We start from the raw sequence: 22322 nt of genomic DNA on the forward strand, positions 1-22322 counted from the left end.
GGCGACGACCGGCCGGCACAGCCGCCGAACCGCCCCCCGACCGCCACGACTTGACTCAGCAGCCCCTACAGCACCGGCAGGTTCTTCCGCAGTTCGAAGGCCGTGACCTCGCTGCGGTACTCGTGCCACTCGGCGCGCTTGTTGCGGAGGAAGAAGTCGAAGACGTGTTCGCCGAGGGTCTCGGCGACGAGGTCGCTGCGTTCCATGAGGGAGAGCGCCTCGCCGAGGTTCTGGGGCAGGGGCTCGATGCCCATCGCCCTGCGCTCGGCGTCGGACAGCGCCCAGACGTCGTCCTCGGCGCCCGGCGGGAGTTCGTAGCCCTCCTCGATGCCCCTGAGGCCGGCGGCCAGCAGGACCGCGTAGGAGAGGTAGGGGTTCGCGCCCGCGTCCAGGGAGCGCACCTCGACCCGCGCGGAGCCGGTCTTGCCGGGCTTGTACATCGGGACGCGGACCAGCGCCGAGCGGTTGTTGTGGCCCCAGCAGATGTACGAGGGGGCCTCGCCGCCGGCGCCCGCGGTGCGCTCCGAGCCGCCCCAGATGCGCTTGTACGAGTTCACCCACTGGTTGGTGACCGCGGAGATCTCGCCGGCGTGCCGCAGCAGGCCCGCGATGAAGGAGCGGCCCACCTTCGACAGCTGGTACTCGGCGCCCGACTCGTAGAACGCGTTGCGGTCGCCCTCGAAGAGGGAGAGGTGGGTGTGCATACCGGAGCCGGGGTGCTCGGAGAACGGCTTCGGCATAAAGGTCGCCTGGAGGTTCTGCTCCAGCGCCACCTGCTTCATGACCAGCCGGAAGGTCATGACGTTGTCCGCCGTCGACAGCGCGTCCGCGTACCGCAGGTCGATCTCCTGCTGGCCGGGGGCGCCCTCGTGGTGGGAGAACTCGACCGAGATGCCCATCGACTCCAGCATGGTGATCGCCTGGCGGCGGAAGTCCATACCGACGTTGGTCGGGGTGTGGTCGAAGTAGCCGGAGTTGTCGGCCGGGGTCGGCACCGTGCCGTCGACCGGCTTGTTCTTCAGCAGGAAGAACTCGATCTCCGGGTGGGTGTAGAAGGTGAAGCCGAGGTCCGAGGCGCGGGCCAGGGCGCGCTTGAGGACATAGCGCGGGTCCGCGAAGGACGGGGAGCCGTCCGGCATGAGGATGTCGCAGAACATCCGGGCCGTGCCCGGGGTCTCCGCGCGCCACGGCAGCACCTGGAACGTCGACGGGTCGGGCTTGGCGATCATGTCGGACTCGTATACGCGGGCGAAGCCCTCGATCGCGGAGCCGTCGAAGCCGATGCCCTCGTCAAAGGCCTGTTCGAGCTCGGCGGGGGCGACTGCCACGGATTTGAGGAAGCCCAGGACGTCGGTGAACCACAGGCGCACGAACCGGATGTCGCGCTCCTCCAATGTACGGAGCACGAACTCCTGCTGCTTGTCCATCTTCCGCTTCCCCATCCTTGCTGGTCAGGCCATCTGCTCCCGGAGACCGTGAGAGACGGTCGGGCACCTGAGCATCCCACCACAACACCGTTTCGTGCGCGTTGCGGACCTTGATCGGTCCGCCGACCCCGGCCTGAACGCCACGGGTACGGCAGATGTACCGCTCCCGGCCCATCTTGCCCGGCCGCCCGGGGATACGTCATGGTCGGCGGCTCTCCCCGCGGTACGGGGCGGCGCGGGGCGGCAGGGGGAGCTGTCGGTTCCCTGTCGATCCCGCCATTCCTGTGCCCTCCCTGCGGAGAGACAGTCGTATCCCACTACGATCAGTTGACCCGACCGTCCGCCCGTGCACTCCACATCCCAGAAGGGCCGCCCCCATGGGTTCCGCCAAGAAGAGAGACAGCGCCGCGCGCAAGGCGCGAATAGAGGAGATGCGGCGCGAGGAGCGTGCCCGTGCCCGGCGTGGCCGGATCCTCACGATCGCCGCGAGCGTGGTCGTCGTCGCCGGTCTCGTCGTCGGCGGTGTGGTCCTTTTCCAGTCGCAGTCGGACGACTCCGACGCGGCGGGCGGCTCCAAGGGCACCGGCAAGTTCGTCACCGGCGCGGACGGTGTGCGGGAGTGGGACACCAAGCTCACCCAGAACCATGTCACCGAGAACGTGGACTACCCGATGGAACCCCCGGTCGGGGGCGACCACAACCAGGTCTGGATGAACTGCAACGGGGACGTCTACGACAAGGAGATCCCCAACGTCAACGCCGTGCACTCGCTGGAGCACGGCGCGGTCTGGGTGACGTACACCAGCAAGGCGTCCAAGGCGGACGTGGACGCGCTGGCGGAGAAGGTCGGGAAGACCCCGTACACGCTGATGAGCCCGGACGAGAAGCAGGCGTCGCCGATCATGCTGTCGGCCTGGGGCCACCAGCGGACGGTGACCGGCGCGGCCGACCCGAACGTGGACAAGTTCTTCGAGAAGTTCGTCCAGGGCGAGCAGACCCCGGAGCCGGGTGCCGCGTGCACGGGCGGACTGGAGAAGTGAGCGCAGTGGGGCGGCGACGGTGATGGGACAGGCGCGGGCCGGCTGGATCGCGGGAACCGTGGCGGGGGTACTGGTCGCGGCGGGCGCGATCACGTACGCGGTCGCCGAGGACGGCGGGTCGGGGGTCGAGCCGCCGGCCGCCGACTCGGCGGACGCGGGGTTCGCCCGCGACATGGCGGTCCACCACCAGCAGGCGGTGGAGATGTCGTACATCGTGCGCGACCGCACCGACGACGCGGACGTACGGCGTCTCGCCTACGACATCGCGCAGACGCAGGCCAACCAGCGGGGCATGATGCTGGGCTGGCTGGATCTGTGGGGGCTGCCGAAGGTCTCCTCGAAGCCGCCGATGTCGTGGATGGACATGGGCGACATGCCGTCCAAGGGCAAGGGTTCGCTGATGCCGGGCATGGCGACCGACAGCGAAATGGAGAAGCTGGGCAGGCTCAACGGCGAGCAGGCCGAGATCTTCTTCCTCCAGCTGATGACGGCCCATCACCAGGGCGGCATCCACATGGCCGAGGGCTGTGTCGAGCGCTGCTCGGTGGGTGTGGAGAAGCAGCTGGCGCGGGGCATGGTCCAGGGCCAGGAGTCGGACATCAGGCTGATGGCGGACATGCTGGAGGACCGGGGCGCTACGGCGGAACCGGACGCGTAGGACGTCGTGGGCCGTCCGTAGGCCGTCGTGGGCGGGACCGGGGAAGTGGCTCCGGCGGGGTGGCGCTCATCTCACGCCACCCCATCGCGTCGCTCTGACGATTACACTGGGCCCCGTGCCTCAACTACGCCTCGCCCTGAACCAGATCGACTCACGCGTCGGCGACATCGCCGGGAACTGCGACCGGATCCTCGACTGGACCCGGCTCTCCGCCGAGCAGGGAGCCCATCTCGTGGCGTTCCCGGAGATGGCGGTGACCGGGTATCCCGTGGAGGACCTGGCCCTGCGGTCCTCGTTCGTCGAGGCCTCCCGCGCCGCGCTGCGCGGCCTCGCGACCCGGCTCGCCGACGAGGGCCTCGGCACGCTCCCGGTGGTCGTCGGCTACCTGGACCGCTCCGAGACCGCCCAGCCGAAGTACGGCCAGCCGGCCGGCGCCCCGCAGGACGCGGCGGCGGTGCTCTACGGCGGTGAGGTGGTGCTCACCTTCGCCAAGCACCACCTGCCGAACTACGGCGTGTTCGACGAGTTCCGCTACTTCGTGCCCGGCGACACCATGCCGGTGGTGCGGGTGCACGGTGTCGACGTCGCCCTCGCGATCTGCGAGGACCTGTGGCAGGACGGCGGCCGGGTGCCGGCGGCGCGTTCAGCGGGCGCGGGTCTCCTGGTCTCCGTCAACGCCTCGCCGTACGAGGTGAACAAGGACGACACCCGGCTCGAACTGGTCCGCAAGCGTGCCCAGGAGGCCGGCTGCACCACCGCCTATGTGGCGATGATGGGCGGCCAGGACGAGCTGGTCTTCGACGGCGACTCGATCGTCGTCGACGCGAGCGGCGACGTGGTGGCGCGGGCGCCGCAGTTCTCCGAGGCGTGCGTGCTGCTCGACCTGGATCTGCCGGCCGCGCGGGCCGACGCGCCCGAGGGGATCGTCGACGACGGGCTGCGCATCGACCGGGTGGTGCTGTCGGAGGACCCGCTTCCGGCGTACGAGCCCGAGCACACCGGCGGGTACGCCGAGCGGCTCGACGACGCCGAGGAGATGTACTCGGCACTGGTGGTGGGGTTGCGGGCGTATGTCGCCAAGAACGGCTTCAAGTCGGTGCTGATCGGGCTGTCCGGCGGTATCGACTCGGCGCTCGTCGCGGCGCTCGCGTGCGACGCGGTGGGCGCGCAGAACGTGTACGGCGTGTCGATGCCGTCGAAGTACTCCTCCGACCACTCCAAGGGTGACGCGGCGGAGCTGGCGCGGCGGACCGGGCTGAACTTCCGGACCGTGGCGATCGAGCCGATGTTCGACGCGTACATGGGGTCGCTGGGGCTGACCGGGCTCGCCGAGGAGAACCTCCAGTCGCGGCTGCGGGGCACGATGCTGATGGCGATCTCCAACCAGGAGGGGCACATCGTGCTGGCGCCCGGCAACAAGTCGGAGCTGGCGGTGGGGTATTCGACGCTGTACGGCGACTCCGTGGGCGCGTACGGGCCGATCAAGGACGTGTACAAGACGTCCGTCTTCCGGCTCGCCGAGTGGCGGAACCGGGCGGCGGTCGAGCGGGGGGCCGTGCCGCCGATTCCGGAGAACTCGATCTCGAAGCCGCCGAGTGCGGAGCTGCGGCCTGGGCAGGTGGATACGGATTCGCTGCCGGACTATCCGGTGCTGGACGCGATTCTTGAGCGGTATGTGGACCGGGACGAGGGGGCTGACGTGATCGTCGGTGCCGGGTTCGAGCGGGGGCTTGTCACGAAGACGCTGCGGATGGTGGATACGGCGGAGTACAAGCGGCGGCAGTATCCGCCGGGGACGAAGATCTCGCCGAAGGGGTTCGGCAAGGATCGGCGGCTGCCGATTACCAATGGGTGGCGGGAGACTGCGTAGGGGTACGGGGTCGGGTGCGGGTGCGGGTGCGTGGGGGCTGTTCGCGCAGTTCCCCGCGCCCCTTGAGGGTCGTCGCTCGGCCGCGGGCCGGTGGGGGTTGGTCGCGCAGTTCCCCGCGCCCCTGGGGGGGTGACCGGTTGTCGGGCGGCCGCAAGGCCGGTGGGGGTTGGTCGCGCAGTTCCCCGCGCCCCTGGGGGGGGGTGACCGGTTGTCGGGCGGCCGCGGGGCCTGTGGGGGCTTGTCGCGCAGTTCCCCGCGCCCCTTCAGAGCACACGCCCTCCCCGCGTAGCCGCGGGCAGTCGTGCCGCAGGGCGGCACGGGTGGGCGCGGCGGCACCCCCGTCGTGCCGGGCTGCGCAACGCGGGCGGTCAGTGGTGTAGGGGTTCTGTGGGTTGGGGGATGTGGGTGGCCACGATTCGGGCGGGGGCGGGGCGGCGGCGGTCCACCGCGTAGGCCACGCCTGCCACACCCATGCCCAGCACCGCCAGGAACGCTCCCGCCACCGCAGGCGACGTCACTCCGAAGCCCGCCGCGAGGGCGAGGCCGCCGATCCACGCGCCGCCCGCGTTCGCGAGATTGAACGCGGCCTGGTTGGCCGAGGACGCCAGCGACGGGGCCGAGGACGCCTTCTCCATGACCATCAGCAGCAGGGGGGAGCTCGTCACGAATGACGCCGTGCCCAGGAGGATCACGGCAAGGGGCGCGCTCCACTCCGTTGCCATCAGGAGTGGGAAGAGGGCCAGGACCGCCGCCAATGACAACAGGCCTCCGAACAGCGTGCCCCGCATCGAGCGGTCCGCGAGGCGTCCGCCCAGCAGGTTGCCCGCCGTCGCGCCGACGCCGAACAGCGCGAGCAGCAGCGTCACGCTGGAGTCGGCGTAGCCGGCAGCGTCCGTGAGCATCGGCGTGATGTAGCTGTACGCGGCGAACAGCGCGCCGAACCCGGCCACCGTCGTACCGAGCGCGAGCCAGACCGGGAGCGAGCGCAGGGCGGCCAGTTCGCCGCGCAGGCCCGCGGAGGGCGCGTGCGTGCCGTCGTGAGGGACGAGCAGCGCCAGGGACACGACCGCCAGGACGCCGATCACGCTGACGCCGAGAAACGTGGAGCGCCAGCCGAGGTGCTGGCCCATGAGCGTGGCGACGGGGACACCCGCGATATTGGCGATGGTGAGGCCGAGGAACATCAGCGAGACCGCGCGCGCCTTGCGCTCGGGCGCGGCGAGCCCGGTGGCGACGACCGCGCCGACACCGAAGAAGGCGCCGTGCGGCAGGCCGCTGAGGAAGCGGGCGGCGAGCAGCCAGTCGTAGTCGGGGGCGAAGGCCGAGAGGGTGTTGCCGGCGATGAACAGCAGCATCAGGCCGATCAGGACCTTGCGGCGGGACATCCGGGCGGTGACGGCGGCCAGCAGGGGCGCGCCGATCACCACGCCGAGCGCGTACGCCGAGACCAGGTGGCCGGCGGTGGGGATGGAGACGTGGAGGTCGTCCGCGACGTCGGGGAGCAGTCCCATCATCACGAACTCGGTGGTGCCTATGCCGAATGCGCCTACGGCCAGTGCGAGCAGGGCCAGGGGCATGGAGGTGCCTGTGCCTTTCGGAGCGGGGACGTCGGTACCGTCGGTACCCATTATGTTCACGTACGGAACAAAGACGTTCCCGCCGGGTATTCCCCCGGTTAGGAACCCGTGGCGAGGTCCACCCGCGCGGCCACCGGCAGATGGTCGCTGCCGGTCTCCGGCAGGGTCCAGGAACTCACCGGTTCCACTCCCCTGACCAGGATCTGGTCGATCCGCGCCATCGGGAACGAGGCCGGCCAGCTGAACCCGAAGCCGTCGCCCGCCGCGCCCTGCGTGGAGCGCATCTGGGCGGTCACGGCGTTGAGCGCGCGGTCGTTCATGGTGCCGTTGAGGTCGCCGAGCAGGACCACCCGCTCCAGCTTCTCGTCGGAGATCGCCTCACCGAGCGCGTCGGCGCTCTTGTCGCGCTGCCGGGCCGTGAAACCGGCCTCCAGCTTCACCCGTACCGACGGCAGATGGGCGACGTAGACGGCGACCTGCCCGGCGGGGGCGGTGACCGTGGCGCGCATCGCGCGGGTCCAGCCCAGCTTGATGCCGACCGGGGCGACCTCACTGAGCGGGTACTTGCTCCACAGCCCGACGGTGCCCTCCACCGCGTGGTACTTGTACGTCGCCGCCAGCGCCTCCTCGTAGACCGGCACGGCGTCGGTGGTCAGCTCCTCCAGGGCGATCACGTCGGCGCCCGAGGCGGCCACGTCCCGGGCGGTGCCGGACGGGTCGGGGTTGTCGGCGTTGACATTGTGCGTGGCGATCGTGAGGTCGCCGCCGGTGCCGCTCTTGCCGGTGATCAGCCCGCCGAAGAGGTTGAGCCAGACGACCGCCGGCAGCACCGCGGCGATGACGGCGGTCGCGGAGCGGCGGAACAGGCCGAGCGCGAGGAGCACCGGCACGGCCAGACCGAACCACGGCAGGAACGTCTCGATGAGGCTGCCGAGGTTGCCGATGGCGTTGGGGATCCGTGAGTGCAGGGCCATCACGAGCGCGAGCAGGACCGCGAGGGCGGCGAGCACGATGCCGCGACGCCAGACACCCGAGTCGCGCAGTCTCTCGCCGAAGAGGCGCCGAAGCCGCGCCGCACGCCGCTCGGGACCCGAGCCGTCGTCTGCCGTCTCCGTCACGTACGCCTGCTGCGCCATACCGTCGCCTCGCTACCTGCCGTGCACACCGTTATCCCCCCGTGTCCCAAGGAGACCCTAGGGGATGATCGGTCCCGTTCCCGCCGTCACTCGACGGCCGTACGGGCACGAGGACGAAGAAGTGGTCGTCGGGAGTTCCGGTCCACCGGGCGGAACGCGTGCTCTGTGACGAAACGCGCACATTGGGGTCAGGACTCGGGGGACCTGACGGGTCGTAGTCCTTCCAGGACTGTGTCCACGATCTCCTCGGCGAGCGTCTCGGGCAGATCGCCGTCGGGACGCATGACCGTACGCACCAGCATGGGCCCGACGAACATGTCGTTGAGGAGCTCCACGTCGATGTCGTCGCGGAGTTCGCCGTTGCGCTGGCCGCGGCGCAGCACCTCGATGCCGAGCCTGCGACGGGGGGCGACGGCCGCCTCGTCGTAGCACTCCCACAGCCGCGGGCTGGTCCTCATCTGGGCGTGCACGTTGTACAGGATCGCCGAGTTGCGCTTGGCGAGGCCGCGCCGGCGGAGCGCTTCGAGCAGCACGACGAGGTCGTCGCGCATCGAAGTGCCGGGCAGCGGGGCCTCGTCCGGCTCGGCGGCGCGTACGACGTCGACGAAGAGGGCCTCCTTGCCGCTCCAGCGGCGGTAGATGGCGGCCTTGCCGACGCCCGCGGTGCGCGCGATGCGCTCGATGGAGAGCTCGGAGAGGGGGATGCCCTCCTCCAGGAGCTTCATGGCGCCCTCCAGGATGGCGCGCTCGACGGCCTCGCTACGGGGGCGCCCCTTGGGAGTTCCGGATGGCTTCGGCCGGTCGCCGGCGAGACTGCTCACGTCACTTGGCCCTTCGGTGTACAGCGGTTCTGGCATTGTCCTATGCCGCCGCCCCCGCCCGCGGCAGCTCCCCCGCGCGAGCGCCGGGCGGCCCCGACGGAACCACCCGGCGCTCCGGCGCCCCCCGGCGCCCTTGGTGTCGTCACTCGCCCGCGGGCACCAACTCGGCCTCCTTCTCGGCCCCTTCGGCGGGCCGCTGCCGGCCCGGCAGGCACAGGGCCACCACCACGGCGCCGAGCAGCGCCACGCCGGCGCCGCACAGGGCGGTGATGTGCATGGCGTGCAGGAAGGCGTCGTAGGCGGGTGTCACCAGGGCGCGGCCCTCGGGGCCGAGCTTCGCGGCGACGCCGAGGGTGGCCTCGATGGACTCGCCGGCGGTGTCCCGGAGGTTGGGCGGGACCATGCCGAGCTTGTCCTCGATGCTGCCGCGGTAGGCGGTGGACAGCACCGAGCCGAGTACGGCGATGCCGAGGGCGCCGCCGACCTGGCGGAAGGTGTTGCTGAGCGCCGAGGCGGAGCCGGCCTTCTCGCGGGGCAGGGCCTGCATGATGACGACGCTGGTCGGCGTCATGATGTGCGCCATTCCGGTGCCCATCAGGAAGAAGATGATTTCGAGGACCCAGATCGGCGTGTCGGCGTCCAGGGTGGCGAACGCCGCGAGCATCGCCGCGATGAGCAGCATCGCGCCGGTCGTGGTGGCCCGGATGCCGATCCGGTCGACGACGAGGCGGGCGCGCGGCGCGAAGATCAGCTGGGCGACGGCCAGCGGCAGCAGCAGGAGACCGGTCTCCAGCGGCGAGTAGCCGCGCACGCTCTGGGTGTAGAAGACGGAGAAGAAGGTCACACCCATGAGCGCGAAGAAGACCAGGGCGATGACGGATATCGCCGCCGAGAACACCTTGTTCTTGAAGTAGCCGACGTCGATGGAGGGGTGGCTGCTGCGCTTCTCGAACAGCACGAAGGCGATCAGCACCACAAGGCCGCCGCCGATCGAGGCGAGCACGGTCGGGTCGGTGAAGTCGGCGAGTTCGCCGCCGCGGATGATGCCGTAGACGAGCAGTACCAGGCCGACGACGGACAGGCCCACGCCGATCGGGTCGATCCGGCCGGGCTTCGGGTCGCGTGAGTCGGGGACCAGCCACAGCATCAGGGCGACCGCGACGATCACGATCGGCACGTTGACCAGGAAGACCGAGCCCCACCAGAAGTGGTCGAGGAGCACACCGCCGGTGATCGGGCCGATGGCGATGGCGAGTCCGACGCCGCCCGCCCAGATGCCGATGGCTTTGGGCTGCTCGTCGCGCTCGAAGACGTTCATGAGGACGGCGAGGGTGGCCGGCATGACGAAGGCGGCACCCAGACCCATCACGGCACGGAAGCTGATCAGTTCGCCCGGCGAGCCGGAGGACGCGGCGAGCGCGGAGCCTGTGCCGAACACCACGAGGCCGCCGAGCAGCACCTTCTTGCGGCCCAGCCGGTCGCCGAGCAGACCGGCGGAGAACAGCAGGCCCGCGAAGACGAGGGTGTAGGCGTTGATCGCCCACTCCAGCTCGCTCTGGGTGGCGCCGAGACCGGTCGGGGCCGGGGTGGAGATGGTCTTGACCGCAACGTTCAGGATCGAGTTGTCGAGCACCACGATCAGCAGGCTCAACATGAGCACACCGAGGATGGCCCAGCGTCGCCGGTGCACCTCGGCCGGTACGCGCGAGGCGGGGACGGCAGGAGTAGTCATGCCGTAGAGGCTAGGCGACTTACGATACGGCACCGTGCCGTATCGTAAACCTTTTACCGCCTTCTTACGTCCGCGCCGGGTGGCCGGTTCCGGACGGCGTCCGCACGGCTCGTCGCGGACGTGACGAGGGTCCCCTGGTCCTCTGTGACACGAGGTGCCACCATGGGGGGTGATCCGGGGACGCCGTAAGGGCGCCTCGAGATGACGTAAGGAGCCGTTGCCATGACGCAGCTCTCGGCTGCCCGGTCCGCGCAGCAGACACCTCCCGACAGCGCGAAGACGCTGTACGGGGGCAAGGGGACCCGCCGCATCACCGTCCGGGACATCACCGCCGCCAAGGAACGCGGCGAGAAGTGGCCCATGCTCACCGCCTACGACGCCATGACCGCGTCCGTCTTCGACGAGGCCGGCATCCCGGTCATGCTCGTCGGCGACTCCGCGGGCAACGTCCACCTGGGCTACGAGTCGACCGTGCCCGTCACCCTCGACGAGATGACCATGCTGTCCGCCGCGGTCGTCCGCGGCACCAGCCGCGCCCTCATCGTCGGCGACCTCCCCTTCGGCTCCTACCAGGAGGGCCCGGTGCAGGCGCTGCGCTCGGCGACCCACCTGGTCAAGGAGGCCGGAGTCGGCGCCGTCAAGCTGGAGGGCGGCGAGCGCTCGCACCGGCAGATCGAACTGCTCGTCGAGTCCGGCATCCCGGTGATGGCCCACATCGGCCTCACCCCGCAGTCCGTCAACGCCATGGGCTACCGCGTCCAGGGGCGCGGCGAGGAAGCGGCGGCCCAGCTGCTGCGGGACGCGAAGGCCGTCCAGGACGCGGGCGCCTTCGCGGTCGTCCTGGAACTGGTACCGGCCGAACTCGCGGCCGAGGTGACCCGCACCCTGCACATCCCGACCGTCGGCATCGGCGCGGGCCCCGAGACGGACGCCCAGGTGCTGGTCTGGACGGACATGATGGGCCTCACCGCCGGCCGCGTACCCAAGTTCGTGAAGCAGTACGTCGACCTGCGGAGCGTTCTCGGAGCCGCGGCCAAGGCGTTCGCGGACGACGTCGTCGGCGGCACCTTCCCGCAGGACGAGCACTCCGTCCACTGACCACTGCCGCACCACCTGGACGGCCCGCCGATCTTCCCCCGTCGGCGGGCCGTCTGTGCTTTGCGCCTGAGCCGGCGCCGCTTTCGCGGTCAGCGGGCGGTGTAGGCGCGGAGGATGGTCTGGGTCACCGTGTTGCCTTGTTTGTCGGTTGCCTTGGCTCGGAGGGAGACGGTGTCGCCCGTCTTCGGGGTTCTGACCTTGACCTTGCCCGCGACGACCGTCCGCGGGGTCCAGTGCGCGCCCTCGTCGTACGAGACGTACACGTGCGGTGCGGCGAGCCGTTTGCCGGCCGCCGGGCCCTGGACGGTGACCGGGATCTTGAGGGTTGAGCCCGCCGGGGCCGTGGTGTTCGCGGCGAGGGGTGGGGTGAAGCGCACCACCGACAGCGGGAGGGGGGTCTTCTCGGTGACGTTGCGGGAGCGGAACGTCCAGGTCGCGGTGACCTTGCTGGAGACCGGGGTGCCCGCGGCCCGGGTGGCCGTGGTGGTCAGCCGGTAGGCGGCGGAGCGGGCCGGGACCGTGAAGGAGGCGGCGCCGGTCAGCGGATCGTCGCTGGTGCCGATCTCGGTGCCGTTCCTGGACAGCGAGGTGCGCGCCGAGGCGTAGGTGAGCGGCACGGAGTTGCCGTCGCTGTCGGCGAACAGCGGGACCGTACCGGTGATCGTGTCCCCCGTACGGAACAGCCCCTGTCCCGTGCCGAGGTGGGGGCCGAACACTCCGATGGCGAAGGAGCGCTGATAGGTCCTGCCCGGCTCGTACGCCGTGTACGGGGCGATGTACTGGGCCTCGAAGGCGCCGGTCGCGACGTCGTAGCGCCGGAAGTCGACCTGCCACCGGGTGGCGTTGTCGGTGTTGACGTGGACCGTGGTCTCGTACGGCAGCGCGCGGGCGACGATGTAGGAGGCGCCGGTCGGGCCGTTGCCGGTGTCGGCGTTGAGCAGCAGGTAGGCCTGCTTGCCGGGGACGGGTGAGCCGAGCCGGGTGGAGATCCTCGCCAGGTCGCCGGCGTCCGGGCTGCGGACGAAGCCGTCGGTGTAGCGGGTGCCGGCCGCCTGGTACGCGAGGTGGTACTCGGCGGCCGCCCCGTCGTTCAGGAAGCTGGCCTGCACGCGCTGCTGGAGTTCACCGGGGGCGGCCTCGGGTCCGAGGTGCGCGGTGCCGAACGTGAACGTCCTGAAGCTGCTGAGCAGCCACCCGGCACTGGTCCAGTACTCGGGTGTCCTGATCTCCGCGGCGACGTAACCCGACAGGGCCGTGGCCTTGGGATCGGGCGGGGTGATGTCGACGGGCCTGGCGGTGCGCTCGTCGACGGTGACCTTGGTGTTCCGGTCGAGCTGGAGGTTGGCCTGGTTGATGACGTCCGCGCCCGTCCAGGTGGAGCCGGTGAAGACGTAGAAGGAGGTGCTGACGAAGTAGCGGCCCTTGGGCAGCCGGACGGTGTCGGTGCCGGTCGTGCCGGCCAGATCGCCCCAGCGGCCCCTGCCGAGTCCGCCGACGCCCACGTAGTGGCTCAGATAGCTCGTCGCGGACTTCCCGTCCTTGCCGAGGTGTTCGAGGGTCAGGTCGTACGACTCGATCTCGCGCTCCACGACCGCCGCCGTGCGCACGCTCTGGCCGCCGCCGCTCGCGGTGACGTACGCGCTGTAGGCGCCGTCCAGGGTGCCGGCGCGGGTGTCCGCGCCGACCGTGGTGGACGCCTCACCGCCGGCGGGCACGGTCAGCCGCGGGTGCTCGACGGTGAACAGGCCCTCGGGTGCGGGCTTTCCGTCGGGGCCGGTGGCCGTCACGGACAGGTCGAGGGTGACCGGTTCGGTGCCGTCGTTGCGGTAGGTGAGGCGCTTGGTGAGGAGTTCGTCGTCGGTGTGCGGCCACGACTGGCGGCCGAAGGAGAGGGAGTTGGGCTCGGCGGTGACGCTCTGGCCGATCGCGCGGGCCAGGTCGATCCGGCCGGAGCCCTGCTGGAACGGCGTGTAGCCGCCGGAGACCGTGGACGCGGTCAGCGTGGACTTGATCTGCTCGCCGGTCCAGTCCGGGTGCTCCTGGGCCAGGACGGCGGCGGCGCCGGCCACGTGCGGGGTCGCCATGGATGTGCCGGAGATCGCCACATAGCCGTCCGCCACGGGGGTGCCGGTCCTCGCGATGGTGCTGTCCGGCGCCGCGGCGGCGCCGATGCCCACGCCGGGCGCGGTCACGTCGGGTTTGATCGCGGCGTCACCCGCGCGCGGGCCGCGGCTGGAGAAGGGGGCGAGGACGTCGCTCTTGTCGACGGCGCCGACGGTCAGGGCGGCGTCCGCGCTGCCGGGCGAGTTGACCGTGCCGGTACCGGATCCGACGCCGGTGTTGCCCGCGGCGACGACGAACAGCGTGTCGGTACTGGCCGAGAGCCGGTTGACGGCCTCCTCCAGGGGGTCGATGCCCGGGGAGTCGGCGCCGCCCAGGCTCAGGTTGACAACGTTGGCACCCTGCGCGACGGCCCACTCCATTCCGGCGATGATCCCGGAGGTGGCGCCCGAGCCGTAGTCGTTGAGCACCTTGCCGTCGAGGATCTTCGCGCCCGGCGCGACACCCGTGTACTTCCCCGCCGACTTGGCCCCCGTACCGGCCGCGATGGACGCGACGTGGGTGCCGTGGCCGAAGCGGTCCTTCGAGTCGGGGGAGGTCGTGAAGTTCCTCTCGGCGATCTCCTGGCCGGCCAGGTCCGGGTGGGTCTGGTCCACTCCGGTGTCCAGGACGGCGATCGTGGTGCCCTCGCCGTCGTATCCGGCCTGCCAGGCGGCCGGGGCACCGATCTGCGGCACGCTCCGGTCCAGGTCCGCCTGGCGGATGTCGTCCAGCCAGACGGCGTCGATCCCGGACGCGGCCGTGCGGTACGGGGCGGCGCCCGGGGGTTCACCGGTGAGCGCGTCCCAGGTCGCCGCTGCGTCCTCGGCCGGGGTGGTCACGGCGTCCGCGTCGAGCGCCGCGAAGGAGCGCCGCAGCTCGTTGCCGCCTGCGGTGCGGACGTCCTGGCGCGCGGCGGGGCGCTCGCCCCGGTAGGTGACGATGAGCTGGAGTCCGTCGCGCTGGCGGGCCAGGTAGGCGGGCTCGGCGAGCGTGGTGAGGTCGAAGAGCCGCCGGTCGACGGTGCCTTCCTGGACCAGGCGGGCGGCGTCGGCGGGCACGGCGTAGGTGTGGCCCTCGACGTGCTGGATCTGGATGGGGATGTCCTCGCGTCCCTCGGGGCGCTCCACGGAGAGCGGTTCGCCCTCGCCGTCCACGGCGATGCGGTCGCCCGTGACCAGGGTGATCCAGTTCCGCGCGGTGCCGGCGTCCGGTGCGGACGGGGTCCCCGAGGCGGGGGACGCGGCCGCCGGGGTCGTGGTCAGTCCGGCGACAAGTGCGGTGGCCGAGACCGCGGCGACGGAAAAGGCTCGTATTCGACGCGGTCTGCTGCTCGGCTGTCTTTTCAATTCCGTTCCCCTGACGAAGTCATAGCGAAAGGAAACCCGGCGGGCTCCGCTTCTTCAGTATGGACATGACAAGCACCATTCCTCAACAGGCCCCTGGCCATGGACAGTTGCGATAAAACAGCCACTTCGCTGTCGGCTTTCATTAAACCGATTGGCATGTTTCCACTCTGTGAAAGAATTCCGGCCCGTAGGCATTATCGACGCATTCCCGGTGCTTTTTCCGGCACGCACGCGATGCCGGCGCCTACAGGGGCCCGACGGGGCGTCGACAGCATGTCGGGCGGCTGTCGGCGGTTTGTCGGTGGGGCCTGGGAGCGTTCTGCCCATGACGCGAATCGACAAGAACCCCAACGGCAGCGGATCCGCTGTCACCGTACGGGGGCTGGTCAAGCACTACGGCGAGACCAAGGCGCTGGACGGCGTCGACCTGGACGTGCGCGAGGGCACCGTGATGGGCGTGCTCGGGCCGAACGGCGCCGGCAAGACCACCCTCGTACGCATTCTCTCCACCCTGATCACCCCGGACACCGGCACCGGTGTCGTCGCCGGGTACGACGTGGTCCGCCAGCCCCGGCAGCTGCGCCGCGTGATAGGCCTCACCGGCCAGTACGCCTCGGTGGACGAGAAGCTCCCCGGCTGGGAGAACCTCTACATGATCGGCCGGCTGCTCGACCTCCCGCGCAAGGAGGCCCGCTCACGCGCCGACGCGCTCCTGGAGCGGTTCTCCCTGACCGAGGCGGCCCGCCGGCCGGTGAACACGTACTCGGGCGGTATGCGGCGGCGCCTCGACCTCGCCGCCTCGATGATCGGCCGCCCGCAGGTGCTCTTCCTCGACGAGCCGACCACCGGCCTCGACCCGCGCACCCGCAACGAGGTCTGGGACGAGGTCAAGGCGATGGTCGGGGAGGGCGTCACCGTCCTGCTCACCACGCAGTACATGGAGGAGGCCGAGCAGCTCGCCGGCGAGCTGACCGTCGTCGACCGCGGCAAGGTCATCGCGAGCGGCGGCATCGAGGAGCTGAAGGCGAAGGTCGGCGGCCGCGCGCTGCGGATCAGGCCGGCCGACCCGCTCCAGCTGCGCCCGCTCGCCACCGACCTCGACGAGCTCGGCATCACCGGCCTCGCGAGCACGGTCGTGGACACCGAGGGCGGCAGCGTCCTGGTGCCGATCCTGAGCGACGAGCAGCTCACCGCCGTCACCGGCGCGGTCGTCGCCCGCGGTATCACCATCAGCTCGATCACCACCGAACTGCCCAGCCTGGACGAGGTGTTCCTGTCCCTGACCGGGCACCGCGCGAGCGCCCCGCAGGACACGGTGCCCGCCGAGACCCGCGAGGAGGTCGCCGTATGAGCGCCGTCGCCACCGATGTCACCCGGTTCCCCGACCCGAAGGACGACGCGCGGATCTCGCTGCGCGGCCATCTGCGCCACACCGGAGCCCTGGTCCGCCGCAATCTGCTGTGGATCCGCCAGGACCCGGAGTCGATGTTCGACGCCCTGCTGATGCCGGTCGTCTTCACCCTGCTGTTCGTCTACGTCTTCGGCGGCTCGATCGGCCAGGCCCTGGGCGGCGGACAGGACGGCTATGTCCAGTACGTCATCCCGGGCATGATCGCCATGATGAGCATGACGCTCTCCCAGGGCGTCGGCACCGGCTTCAGCCAGGACTTCAACTCCGGTGTCATGGACCGCTTCCGGTCCCTGCCCATCGGCCGCGGCTCGGTGCTGTTCGCGAAGGTCTCCGTCGAGCTGCTGCGGATGCTGTTCGCGACGACCGTGCTGATGATCGTCGCCGTCCTGGTCGGGTTCGACATCAACAGCTGGACCGGTCTGCTCGCGGCGGTCGGACTGTCCGCGGTGTTCGCCTCGTCGATCATGTGGGTGTTCCTCACCCTGGGCGTGATCCTGAAGAACGCGCAGTCCGTGCAGGCGATGGGTTTCCTGGTGCTGTTCCCGCTCCAGTTCGGCTCGTCGATCTTCGCGCCGACCGCGTCGATGCCGGGCTGGCTCCAGGCCTTCACCGACTACAACCCGCTCTCCACCCTGGCCGACGCGGCCCGCGGGCTGATGGTGGGCGGCCCGGTCGCGCACGATCTGTGGATCACGCTGGGCTGGTCGGCGGCGATCACCGCGGTGATGGCGCCGGTCGCGATCCACAAGTTCCGCACCAAGAACTGATGTTCACAGCAGGGCGGCGGCCTCCTCAGGGGAGAGGCCGCCGCCCTCGGCGTACGCCTCCTCGAACGCGGCGTCGCCGAGCGCGGCACGGGCCGCCGCGGTGGCGTGCTCGCGGGCCAGCCGCTCCTGGGCGCCCTGCACGTGCTGGGGCGGCAGCAGGGCGGCCGCGGCGCCCAGACAGCGGGCGGCGTCACGGGCGCGCCGTCCGCCGTCCGCCTCGGCGAGGGCGATCGCGCCGATGTTGAGGAACGCGGCCCGCATGGTCGGCTGGATGGCCATGGCCAGCTGGTCGTTGGCCTCCCGCAGCGCGCGCCGGGTGTTGTCCAGGCAGTCGTCGTAGCGGCCCTCGGCCGCGTCCAGCCAGGCCTCGGCGCCCAGGATGAAGGCGTCGAAGACGGCGAAGGAGGAGAGGTGGAAGTCCGCCCGCAGGGTGGTGAGCTGCTCACGGGCCTCGACGGTGCGCCCGGTGGTGCCGAGCAGTCCGGCCAGGAACAGCCGGGCGGCGGGCATCGCCTCGTTGGGTGTGCCGTCGTACCGGGCGAGTACGTCCCGCAGGGTCGCCTCGGCCCGTTCGTACTCCCCCGCCTCGGCCAGCGTGCCGCCGAGGCGGGCCGTGAGGATCGCGGCCTGATTGCGCGCGCCGAGCTGTTCCGCCAGCTCGACCGCGGCCAGGAAGTCGACCTCGGCCAAGGCGTACTGGCCGCGCCGCTCATGGGTCTCGGCGCGGGCGGAGAGCGCCTCGGCCAGGCCCCAGGCGTCACCGATCCGGCGGTGGATCTCCAGCGCCTCCTCGGCGTCACGGGTGGCGTCGCCCGTCCTGTCGCTGCGGTTGGCGAGGACGTTGGCGCGCACGTGCAGGACACCGGCCAGTTCCCACTCGTAGCCCGGGGTCCTGCGGGTGGTCTCCACGGCCGCGTCGAGGATGCCGAGCACCCGGTCGAAGCCGCTGTCGAGCATCACCGCGAAGAACCAGAACATGCCGGGGCTGCGGCAGACCTGCGGCATGCCGGGGTCGTAGGCCTGGCCGATGAGGTGCAGTTTGCGCCGGGCCGCGTCGGTCTGCCAGAGGTCCATCTCGACGTCCATGCAGGACAGCCGGGCCAGATGGACACCGCGCCGGGCCTCCCACAGGGCCTCGCCGGTCAGCGGTGGCGGCGCGTCGGTGACCCGCTCCCACACCGGCTCGGCGCGGCGCAGCGGCTCGGCGAACGGGTCGGGGCCGAGGGCCATCACCTCGATGCACCAGGTGCGGGTCTCGATCCGCAGGTCGCGCAGCTGCCAGTACCAGACCAGGGAGTGCACGAGGCTCAGCGCCTCCTGCTCGTCCCGGCCGGCGACGGCGCGGCGCAGCGCGGTGCGGATGTTCTCGTACTCGCGCTCCAGTCCCTCGACGGCCTGCCGCTGGCCGGGACCGCGCAGCAACGGGTCGGTGGTGCGGGCGAACTCGCGGTAGTACGTGAGGTGCGCGCGCTCGGCGTCGGCGCGCCGCCCGGACTCGGTGAGCCGCTCGGCGGCGTACTCGGCGACGGTCTCCAGGAGCCGGTAGCGCATGCCGGTGCCGTCCGCGGGGGCGGCGACGACGAGGGACTTGTCGACGAGGGAGCCGAGGGTGTCGAGCGCGCCGGGACCGCAGACGGCTTCGGCGGCGGCGAGGTCGCAGCCGCCGGCGAACAGCGACAGACGGCGCAGTACGTCGCGTTCGTCCTCGTCGAGCAGGTCCCAGGACCAGTCGACGACGGCCCGCAGGGTCTGCTGGCGGGGCAGGACCGTGCGGCTGCCGGAGGTGAGCAGCCGGAAGCGGTCGTCGAGCCGGTCGGCGATCTGGCGGGGGGTGAGCATCCGCAGCCGGGCGGCGGCGAGTTCGATGGCGAGCGGCAGTCCGTCGAGGCGTTCGCAGATCTCGGCGGCGGCCCCGGGGTCGTCCTCGATCCGGAACCCGGGCCGGGCGGCGGCCCCGCGGTCCGCGAACAGCCGTAGCGCGAACGGCTCGGGGAGCGGTTCCACCGGGCGCAGCAACTCCCCCGGTACGCCGAGGGGTTCGCGGCTGGTGGCGAGCACGGTGAGCCGCGGGCAGCGGGCGAGGAGCTCCTCGACGAGCCGGGCGGCGGCGTCGACGACATGCTCGCAGTTGTCGAGGACGATCAGCATGCGGCGCGGTGCGCAGTGCTCGGTCAGCCGGTCCAGTGGGTTGTCGTGCCGGTCTGCGGAGGAGGCCCGGATCTCCTCGGCGCCTGCGCCGTACATCACGGTCTGTCGGGCGCCGAGCGCGGTGAGGACCGCCTCCGGTACGGCGGCGGGGTCGTCGACGGGGGCGAGTTCGACCAGCCAGACGCCGTCGGGGACCGTGTCCTGCACGGTCTCGGCGGCCTCCTGGGACAGCCGGGTCTTGCCCGCGCCGCCGGGCCCGAGCAGGGTCACCAGGCGGGCGGTGGCGAGGTCGCCGCGGATGGCCTCGATGTCGGCGCCGCGGCCCACGAACGAGGTGAGCCGCTCGCGCAGATTGCCGCGCGAGCGGGGCGCGGCGGCCGGCGCGGGCGAGTCGGCGCGCAGCAACTCGGCGTGCAGTTCCCGCAGTTCGGGCCCGGGGTCGGAGCCGAGCCGGTCGGCGAGCAGACGCCGTACGTCGTCGTAGGCGGCGAGGGCCTCGGCGGTGCGGCCGGTGTCGCGCAGGGCGCGCAGCCGCAGCGCCTGGAGGGGTTCGTCGAGGGGGTGGGTGTCGCACAGGGCGGTCAGTTCGGGCAGCGCCCCGTCGGCGCCGCCGAGCGCGAGGGCGGCGGTGAGGCGGGCGCGGCGGGCCTCCAGATGGCGGGCCTCGACGCGGGCGGCCTCGGCGGTGCGGTCCGGGAGGTCGGCGAGGGCGGGGCCGCGCCACAGGGCCAGGGCGTCGTCGAGGACGTCGGCGGCCTTGGCGGCGTCGCCGTCGGCGAGGGCGCGGCGGCCTTCGTCGGTGAGCCGCTCGAAGCGGTGCAGGTCGATGTCGTCGGCGGGGGCGGTGAGCCGGTAGCCGCCGTCCACGGATTCCACGGCGTCGGCGCCGAGGGCCCGGCGCAGCCGTCCGACGAGGGCCTGCACGGCGCCGGTCGCGTCGGCCGGCGGGTCCCCGTCCCAGACCTCCTCGACCAGCAGGGTCACCGGCACGGTCCGGCCGGGCCTGAGCGCGAGCACGGTCAGCAGCGCGCGCAGCCGCGCCCCGCCGACCGGGACGGCACTGCCGTCGGGGCGGAACGCCTGCGTGGTGCCGAGAATCCGATAGTGCACCGGCCCATTGTCCCTGTCCGTGGGCGGTCACCGCCTGTGGGTTTACGGGGGCATGGACCGGACGGTGCCGTTCCGGGGCCGGCGCGGCCGGTCCGGGCCGGCCGGGAGCCCCAGGAACCAGGGCCCGTCCCCGGCTCGTTCCCCACTCACCGCGCACCACCGGTACGGTCGAGCCCGCACGTCCGCCCGATCACCCAGTCCGCTCACGCGGCGGCCCGTTCACACAGCCCGTTCACGAACCCGGGAGTCCCGCTCATGCCCACCGCCACCACCCGCGCCGGAGACCGGCGGATCAGCCCGGTCTTCCTCGGCATCCTGGCCGTCACGGCGGTCACGGGCTGGGCGACCTGGACCGGTTTCGCCGAGCAGCCGGGTCTGGCCGTCTTCCTGTTCGTGACCGGCGCCTGGGTCGTGTCGCTGTGTCTGCACGAGTACGCGCACGCGCGCACGGCCCTGCACAGCGGCGACATCTCGGTCGGCGCGAAGGGCTATCTGACGCTGAACCCGCTGAAGTACACCCACGCCCTGCTGAGCATCGTGCTGCCGGTGGTCTTTGTGATCCTGGGCGGCATCGGGCTGCCGGGCGGTGCCGTGTTCATCGAGCGGAACCGGATCCACGGGCGCTGGAAGCACAGCCTGATCTCGGCGGCCGGCCCGCTGACGAACGTGCTGTTCGCGCTGGTGTGCACGGCCCCGTTCTGGCTGGACGCGCTGGACGGGGTGCCGACGGACTTCCGGTTCGCGCTGGCGTTCCTGGCGCTGCTCCAGCTCACGGCGGCGATCCTGAACTTCCTGCCGGTCCCGGGCCTGGACGGCTACGGCGTGATCGAGCCGTGGCTGTCGTACAACGTGCGGCGCCAGGTGGAGCCGTTCGCCCCGTTCGGCCTGCTGTTCGTGTTCGCGCTGCTGTGGGTGCCGTCGGTCAACAACCTGTTCTTCGACGCGATCGACGGGATCCTGAGCGGCCTCGGCATCACCGACTTCGAGACCTACTGCGGCCGCGACCTGTACCGCTTCTGGCAGGACTCGAACGAGTTCTGCCAGGTCAGCCAGTAGTGCAGGTCAGCCAGTAGTGGCGGACTGCCGCCGCTCGGCCCGGCCGCGCCTGACGTAGTACCAGGTCATGTTGGACGCGAGGCCGGCGATCAGCACCCACACGATCCCGAGCCAGCTGCCCTGCACGAAGGAGACGACTGCGGCGACGACGGCCAGCAGGCAGACGACGAGGGCGTAAAGGCCCAGTCGCCGGGACGGGCCGGGTGGGAGCAAGGGGGGCATAGGGGTGGCTCCTGTCGGGGGACACGGGGTGCGCGGATGCTGCTGCCGCGCGTCACCAGTGTCCCCCATCGGGTCATACGTCCGTGACGCGGAGTCCGGCGTGTGCCTTGTAGCGGCGGTTCACGGAGATCAGGTTCGCCACCAGCGACTCGACCTGGTGGGCGTTGCGCAGCCGGCCGGCGAAGATGCCGCGCATACCGGGGATGCGGCCGGCCAGTGCCTGGACGATCTCCACGTCGGCGCGCTCCTCGCCGAGGACCATCACGTCGGTGTCGATCTCCTCGATCTCCGGGTCCTGGAGGAGCACGGCCGACAGATGGTGGAAGGCGGCGGCGACCCGGGAGTCGGGCAGCAGGGCGGCGGCCTGTTCGGCGGCGCTGCCCTCCTCCGGCTTGAGCGCGTAGGCGCCCTTCTTGTCGAAGCCGAGCGGGTTGACGCAGTCCACGACGAGCTTCCCGGCGAGTTCCTCCCGGAGCGACTCCAGGGTCTTGCCGTGTCCTTCCCAGGGCACGGCGACGATCACGATGTCGCTGCGGCGGGCGGTGTCGGCGTTGTCGGCGCCCTCGACGCCGTGGCCGAGCTCCTCGGCGGCGGCCCGCGCACGCTCGGCGGCCCGGGAGCCGATGATCACCTTCTGTCCGGCGCGGGCGAGCCGGTAGGCGAGGCCCTTGCCCTGCGGCCCGGTCCCGCCGAGCACGCCGACGACCAGCCCGGAGACGTCGGGAAGGTCCCAGGGGTCCTTGGCGGGGGCCTTCTGTACAGCACTGTCGGTAGAGGTCATGGGCCGACTCTACGTGCGC

General features: G+C 71.4%; 16 protein-coding genes. 7 read left to right on the top strand and 9 right to left on the bottom strand.

Features of this window, described 5'->3' with window-relative positions; translation table 11 throughout:
- Positions 1 to 65: 65 nt before the first annotated feature.
- Entirely contained in the window at positions 66 to 1427 is a 1362-nt protein-coding gene (locus ACIQAC_RS02495; protein WP_402186242.1) for a glutamine synthetase family protein, read from the bottom strand.
- Between the two features lie 377 nt (positions 1428 to 1804).
- Between ACIQAC_RS02495 and ACIQAC_RS02500 the strand changes: the two genes are divergently transcribed.
- The 3 genes from ACIQAC_RS02500 to ACIQAC_RS02510 all read left to right on the top strand — a co-directional run bounded on the left by ACIQAC_RS02500 (position 1805) and on the right by ACIQAC_RS02510 (position 4995).
- Positions 1805 to 2467, top strand: a complete 663-nt coding sequence (locus tag ACIQAC_RS02500) for a DUF3105 domain-containing protein (protein WP_402186244.1) — start codon at positions 1805 to 1807, stop codon at positions 2465 to 2467.
- 22 nt (positions 2468 to 2489) lie between these two features.
- Positions 2490 to 3125: a DUF305 domain-containing protein gene (locus tag ACIQAC_RS02505; RefSeq protein ID WP_402186246.1), complete on the top strand. Its 636-nt coding sequence runs from the start codon at positions 2490 to 2492 to the stop codon at positions 3123 to 3125.
- 115 nt (positions 3126 to 3240) lie between these two features.
- Positions 3241 to 4995, top strand: coding sequence for an NAD+ synthase (locus ACIQAC_RS02510; RefSeq protein ID WP_402186247.1), 1755 nt, complete (start codon positions 3241 to 3243; stop codon positions 4993 to 4995).
- Positions 4996 to 5363: 368 nt separating this feature from the next.
- On the opposite strand, the gene ACIQAC_RS02515 is transcribed toward ACIQAC_RS02510, so the two are convergent.
- The 4 genes from ACIQAC_RS02515 to ACIQAC_RS02530 form a co-directional block, all read right to left on the bottom strand.
- Positions 5364 to 6572, bottom strand: coding sequence for an MFS transporter (locus ACIQAC_RS02515; RefSeq protein ID WP_402186249.1), 1209 nt, complete (start codon positions 6570 to 6572; stop codon positions 5364 to 5366).
- 98 nt (positions 6573 to 6670) lie between these two features.
- A complete protein-coding gene (locus tag ACIQAC_RS02520; RefSeq protein WP_402186251.1) occupies positions 6671 to 7708 on the bottom strand; it encodes an endonuclease/exonuclease/phosphatase family protein in 1038 nt (345 codons plus the stop codon).
- Positions 7709 to 7896: 188 nt separating this feature from the next.
- The gene (locus tag ACIQAC_RS02525; protein ID WP_402186252.1) at positions 7897 to 8565 is read right to left on the bottom strand and encodes a TetR/AcrR family transcriptional regulator; all 669 of its coding nucleotides are present in this window, start codon (positions 8563 to 8565) and stop codon (positions 7897 to 7899) included.
- A 106-nt stretch (positions 8566 to 8671) separates the two neighbouring features.
- Complete coding sequence (locus ACIQAC_RS02530; RefSeq protein WP_402186254.1) at positions 8672 to 10261, bottom strand: MFS transporter; 1590 nt, start codon at positions 10259 to 10261, stop codon at positions 8672 to 8674.
- Between the two features lie 222 nt (positions 10262 to 10483).
- Between ACIQAC_RS02530 and panB the strand changes: the two genes are divergently transcribed.
- Positions 10484 to 11359: a 3-methyl-2-oxobutanoate hydroxymethyltransferase gene (panB, locus tag ACIQAC_RS02535; protein WP_402186256.1), complete on the top strand. Its 876-nt coding sequence runs from the start codon at positions 10484 to 10486 to the stop codon at positions 11357 to 11359.
- A gap of 89 nt (positions 11360 to 11448) precedes the next feature.
- Here panB and ACIQAC_RS02540 read toward each other — a convergent pair whose 3' ends face one another.
- On the bottom strand, positions 11449 to 14808 hold the full coding sequence (locus ACIQAC_RS02540; protein WP_402186257.1) for a S8 family serine peptidase: 3360 nt from the start codon (positions 14806 to 14808) through the stop codon (positions 11449 to 11451).
- A gap of 325 nt (positions 14809 to 15133) precedes the next feature.
- Between ACIQAC_RS02540 and ACIQAC_RS02545 the strand changes: the two genes are divergently transcribed.
- Positions 15134 to 16159 carry an ATP-binding cassette domain-containing protein gene (locus ACIQAC_RS02545; RefSeq protein WP_402186259.1) on the top strand — a complete coding sequence of 342 codons (1026 nt, stop codon included), beginning with the start codon at positions 15134 to 15136 and terminating at the stop codon, positions 16157 to 16159.
- Positions 16156 to 16986 (top strand): ABC transporter permease, encoded by an 831-nt coding sequence (locus tag ACIQAC_RS02550; RefSeq protein ID WP_402186261.1) that lies wholly within the window; start codon positions 16156 to 16158, stop codon positions 16984 to 16986. The genes ACIQAC_RS02545 and ACIQAC_RS02550 overlap by 4 nt, the downstream gene beginning before the upstream one ends.
- Positions 16987 to 16989: 3 nt before the next feature.
- Here ACIQAC_RS02550 and ACIQAC_RS02555 read toward each other — a convergent pair whose 3' ends face one another.
- Positions 16990 to 20244, bottom strand: coding sequence for a BTAD domain-containing putative transcriptional regulator (locus tag ACIQAC_RS02555; protein ID WP_402186262.1), 3255 nt, complete (start codon positions 20242 to 20244; stop codon positions 16990 to 16992).
- A 255-nt stretch (positions 20245 to 20499) separates the two neighbouring features.
- On the opposite strand from ACIQAC_RS02555, the gene ACIQAC_RS02560 reads away from it, so the two are divergent.
- Entirely contained in the window at positions 20500 to 21300 is an 801-nt protein-coding gene (locus ACIQAC_RS02560) for a site-2 protease family protein (RefSeq protein WP_402186264.1), read from the top strand.
- Between the two features lie 6 nt (positions 21301 to 21306).
- Here ACIQAC_RS02560 and ACIQAC_RS02565 read toward each other — a convergent pair whose 3' ends face one another.
- Positions 21307 to 21522, bottom strand: a complete 216-nt coding sequence (locus ACIQAC_RS02565) for a hypothetical protein (protein WP_402186266.1) — start codon at positions 21520 to 21522, stop codon at positions 21307 to 21309.
- A 73-nt stretch (positions 21523 to 21595) separates the two neighbouring features.
- Entirely contained in the window at positions 21596 to 22303 is a 708-nt protein-coding gene (npdG, locus tag ACIQAC_RS02570; RefSeq protein ID WP_402186267.1) for an NADPH-dependent F420 reductase, read from the bottom strand.
- Positions 22304 to 22322: the final 19 nt, after the last annotated feature.

It is taken from the genome of Streptomyces sp. NPDC088387 (assembly GCF_044753385.1).
Taxonomy (GTDB): Bacteria; Actinomycetota; Actinomycetes; order Streptomycetales; family Streptomycetaceae; genus Streptomyces.